This window comes from Caballeronia sp. INML2, assembly GCF_023631365.1.
Lineage (GTDB): Bacteria > Pseudomonadota > Gammaproteobacteria > Burkholderiales > Burkholderiaceae > Caballeronia > Caballeronia turbans.
On sequence record NZ_JALQDH010000154.1, the window covers coordinates 1 to 4022 of the forward strand.

The window sequence follows — 4022 nt, forward strand, 5'->3', positions numbered from 1 at the left end:
ATCGGGCTTAGCCAGAGCCGCAAGTGATTGCGCTGGTGAATCGTGTCGCGTGCTTTTTGCAGCGCAAGATCCTGCGCGCGGCCGAAGAGATACAGATCGCTCACCGGCGCATTGATGTAACGCTCGCCGGAGAGCGCGGACGTGACTGTCTTCGTGATTGCGCCCGACCATTTCTCTTCGGTTGGAGTCCAGCCGCGCCGCACGAGTGCGGGAAACGCATCATCGAGGCCACCCACGATGACTAGATTGAGCGGATCGCCATTTTTCGAACCGTCCTCGTTGGTCGCGCAACAGGGTAGTGCTTCGAGCGCCGAGCGGAAGGCGTCATCGTCCGTGTAATCGACGATTCTTTCAGGCGGATAGATCTCGCGGCGAAACACGGCGCTGACATGATAATCGGCATGGAAGCCAGGCACGACCATCAGGATCGAGAATGTCTTTGCGCCACCGCTCGCAACGAGATCGAGCTGAACGAGCTTCGCACCTTCACGGAGGTTCGTGAGCACGAATCCGGATACGGTTTGCCCAGGCAGGACCGGGTTGTGAAAGGCGAGACGGCGAAAGCGCTGGTCGAGCTCGTCCTTGGTAACGAGGGCCTTGCTGTCAGCAAACGCTTCGGCCGCTTCGGAGGCCGGGAAGAAGTTTGGATCGAGGCCTGGCGACATCAGGAAATAGCTGACCGGATCGTCGTTCTGCACCTCGATCCAAACGGGCTGAATTCCTTTTTGCGCTAATGGCGCGCCATAGACCGCCACGCTGTCTTCGGCCGAAAGCACCGAAGCGTAAACCCTGAGACCGCCTTCCGTGCGGCTCGTGGCACGGCTCTTATAGTTCAGAGCGCTGTCGTTCTGCGGTGTAGTGGCGCAACTGCACAGGAACAAGGCGATAACAACTGCACTCAGCAGTCGATTCACGATGCGGTTCATCGCGTCACCTCTTTTCCGCGAGTCGGGGGGCTCTCAGCGGGCTAGTGTGAATTGATATTCGCTCTGCCAAGGTTCTTCGTGATGCGTATGGATTATAGTGTCCGGGCCGGCGCGCGTCACTATTAACGAGCGCCAGGAGCAGCGCTTCGTATGAACGGAGTCACCGACCTCCGGGTGGACTTGTCAAGGGCACAATTCGCACGCCTTTGGTGGAAAACCAAACGCATACCGCCTATATTGCATGAAAAGATGAGCGCCTGCCCGCCCCCGTTTTCATACCATCAACCTGGAAGAATTCAGCAGTCGTCTAAAAGCCACGAGCTCTGTGCACCGCGGGACTGTCTGACCTATTACAACAGTCAGATTGTTCAAGGACGTTGATGACGGCAGCCACGCTTTCGGTTGGTCGACATATCGCGTGACGGTCTACTGCATTGGTAAAACAGACGGCTCCGCCCGAGTGCGACCGGCTTCTTCCGGTTTCGCTCAAAGCCCGCGCCGGCTTGATTAAAACGAAGAGAGCGAGAACTCGGGCCAGGTGTTCCGATTATGAGCTTTGTCGTGTAGACGCTGGCGGCGAACGGAATTGCTTTCTGCGGTCGCTGCTGCAACACAACGAAACGAGCGCTACGAACGCGAAATCAGCGGCCGGCTTTCATTGGCAAGCCATATGTGCTGCTGGTTCTTCAATTCGAATCGCCCCGTTTATGCTGATGGGCGACCATGAGGCAACGCGCGTACGTCTGCGCGGATTTGTTGTCGCCTTAGCCGAGAAAGGGGAGCGCTATTCAAGTGCAACGTTGCGCAATAACGAGAAAGCACTATGTCCACGGAGCAGGTAGCGGCTTCTTCACGGCCGATCGCATTCCTGGAAAACGCAGTGAACGCGCATCAGGCGATCATGCGAACACATTGTCCAGAAGCGTGCGAACAGCCGTCGTTCCGAACTTTTGCGCATGTCAACCAGAGCCTACGATAAGGCGATGGAAATGGAAATTCAACAGGAGGGTGATAAAAATGGAATTGCTACCGCTTCTCGTCGTAACCATTGCCGTGTCAGCCTGTGCAACTCAACCCATGCCTCCGAGCGCGCAATCGGTCGGGGAAAGTCAACAGTCGGTCGCGGCAGTCTCGCAATGCATCGCTCAGAGATGGGCGAATCAGTCACAGCAACAAGTGATATCGCAAGTGATCGTGGCGAACAATCAGGCGATGGACGTCTATGTTCCGGGCCAGCGGCCGCCGGATGGCGCAGCCGCGCTCGTGCGGCCGTCCTGGACAGGCAACAGCAAAACGTGGGTGGGCTTTCGCCCGGGTGCCGGAGGTAGCGGCGACGCCGGCGGCGCTGTTGGCAGCTGCCTCTAGCCAGTGCGTCAGCCGACGCGTCTTCGTTTCTCTCTGAGCAGCAACTCCAGACGCTTCAAATCTCAATCTTGCACAGTTCGATCGAGGAGAGTCTCATGAATCGTCGCACCTTCTTTTCGCTCACTGCTATCGCCCTCGCCAGCTCGCTGGCCGCTTGTGGCTCGACCTCGACGCCGACCGAAGCAGCCAGCAAGCGCAAGGAAATCGATGCCGGCGTCGATGGCGCCCTCAACAAGCTCTACAGTTCGACACCGGGCGCGCAGGCGCAAGCCGCCAAGGCCAAGGGTATCCTGGTCTTTCCGTCGGTGCTTGCCGCAGGCCTGGTGGTCGGCGGCGAGTACGGCGAAGGCGCGCTCCGTCAGGCAGGCACGTCCGTCGGCTACTACAAGACCAGTACCGCTTCCTTTGGCCTGCAGATTGGCGCCCAGTCCAAGGCGGTGATCATGATGTTCATGACCCAGGACGGGCTCGAAAAATTCCGCACGAGCGATAAGGGTTGGACAGCGGGCGTGGATGGCTCGGTAGCGGTGGCCAAGACCGGCGCGAACGGTGCGCTCGACACGGCAACGACGAATGCGCCGATTGTTGGGTTCGTGCTGACGAACTCCGGCCTGATGGCCAATCTCAGCTTCGAAGGAACAAACGTTAGCAAGCTCGATATCTGATAACCGAACGGCTATACGGTGCGTCGAATCAACGGTGAGGATCGGGTGCGATGGGGTGAACGCAGGAAAGCGCATACCGCACCCTCCCTCGGCATGTATTTCTCGTGGTGCACTTCTACGGCGGCAGATTGCATGCGCTTTAACGACAATGGAGCGTGGCGCCTTCAACGCGGGGCTCAAGCCTGAATTGGATGAGGCGGGTAGCAAGGCGACGGTGCGCGTCGATGAACGTTGTATGTTGCTGCCGACGCCAAAATGAACTTGTTGCCGATGGGCTACCGACGCATCAAAGCATCGCCTGCCGGGGGCGGCGTGGATGGATTGAACACGTCGTCATTTGGTCCTTTTGGAACTGACCGGCCCAAGCGGACGATTTCATCGCGCCGCATTTAACGGGACTCGACGAGATGAACGACAGCTGCACTCTGGGAACGGTTACATCCGCAGGAAGTTGGTGAATGTCGCTTTGGGGTATGCGTCGACTGGCCGGTCCGTAATCAAGAAGCGGGTGATAGCGGAGGCTGAGCGGGCGCGGGTTTTTCATGCATGCCTCGCACGGTGAGACATGACCGTAAAAGATGGCTCTCAGGGAGCCTGCGGACTAGCCGTAAAGCCGTTGACCTCTGCGCCGGGCGTCATGGGCACCCAATGAGAGCTCGCGCGGTTGATTGGCCACGAGCACAAAGGTCAGGTCGTAAGAGAACGTTGCCGATCGCGTGGGCCTCGACTTGCAGCAGCGCGTTGCAGAGGTGATGGGGATAGCGTCAGCGGCCTATAAGGCTAGCAGTCAGTTTGCAGCCAGATTGGATCGAATTTGTGGGAGCGCTTTGCCATGAGACGTAAGCACCAGCGCCAAGCTTATGCGCAGCGCCGTGTAACGGCGGCGGTCGGGCGCTTGACTGTTGGCTATAACACCTTCGGAAAAGACGCAGGCGGGGCGGTGGGCGCGGCTATGGGGCAAGGGGCGGCTACGCGTTATCGAGCTAGGTGGTGTTTCGTGCCGCTGCCCCTCGCGTCCGGCAATCCGCGGTTCGCGGCGTTGCTGAGTGACCAGCGCTGACCGATG

General features: G+C 58.8%; 3 protein-coding genes. 2 read left to right on the forward strand and 1 reads right to left on the reverse strand.

Annotated features, from left to right (window positions below; all coding sequences use genetic code 11):
• The coding region (locus NCT32_RS36490; protein WP_250491507.1) for an LssY C-terminal domain-containing protein at positions 1-926 on the reverse strand (926 nt) is incomplete at its 3' end.
• Between the two features lie 1017 nt (positions 927-1943).
• Between NCT32_RS36490 and NCT32_RS36495 the strand changes: the two genes are divergently transcribed.
• Together NCT32_RS36495 and NCT32_RS36500 are read left to right on the forward strand one after the other, a co-directional pair.
• Entirely contained in the window at positions 1944-2291 is a 348-nt protein-coding gene (locus NCT32_RS36495) for a hypothetical protein (protein ID WP_250491508.1), read from the forward strand.
• Between the two features lie 95 nt (positions 2292-2386).
• Positions 2387-2956: a YSC84-related protein gene (locus tag NCT32_RS36500; RefSeq protein ID WP_250491509.1), complete on the forward strand. Its 570-nt coding sequence runs from the start codon at positions 2387-2389 to the stop codon at positions 2954-2956.
• The last annotated feature ends 1066 nt before the right edge of the window (positions 2957-4022 follow it).

Bases quoted from the DNA above. Each gene is read 5' to 3' on its own strand.
- NCT32_RS36495 (WP_250491508.1), top strand. From the start codon at position 1,944: ATGGAATTGCTACCGCTTCTCGTCGTAACCATTGCCGTGTCAGCCTGT.
- NCT32_RS36500 (WP_250491509.1), top strand. From the start codon at position 2,387: ATGAATCGTCGCACCTTCTTTTCGCTCACTGCTATCGCCCTCGCCAGC.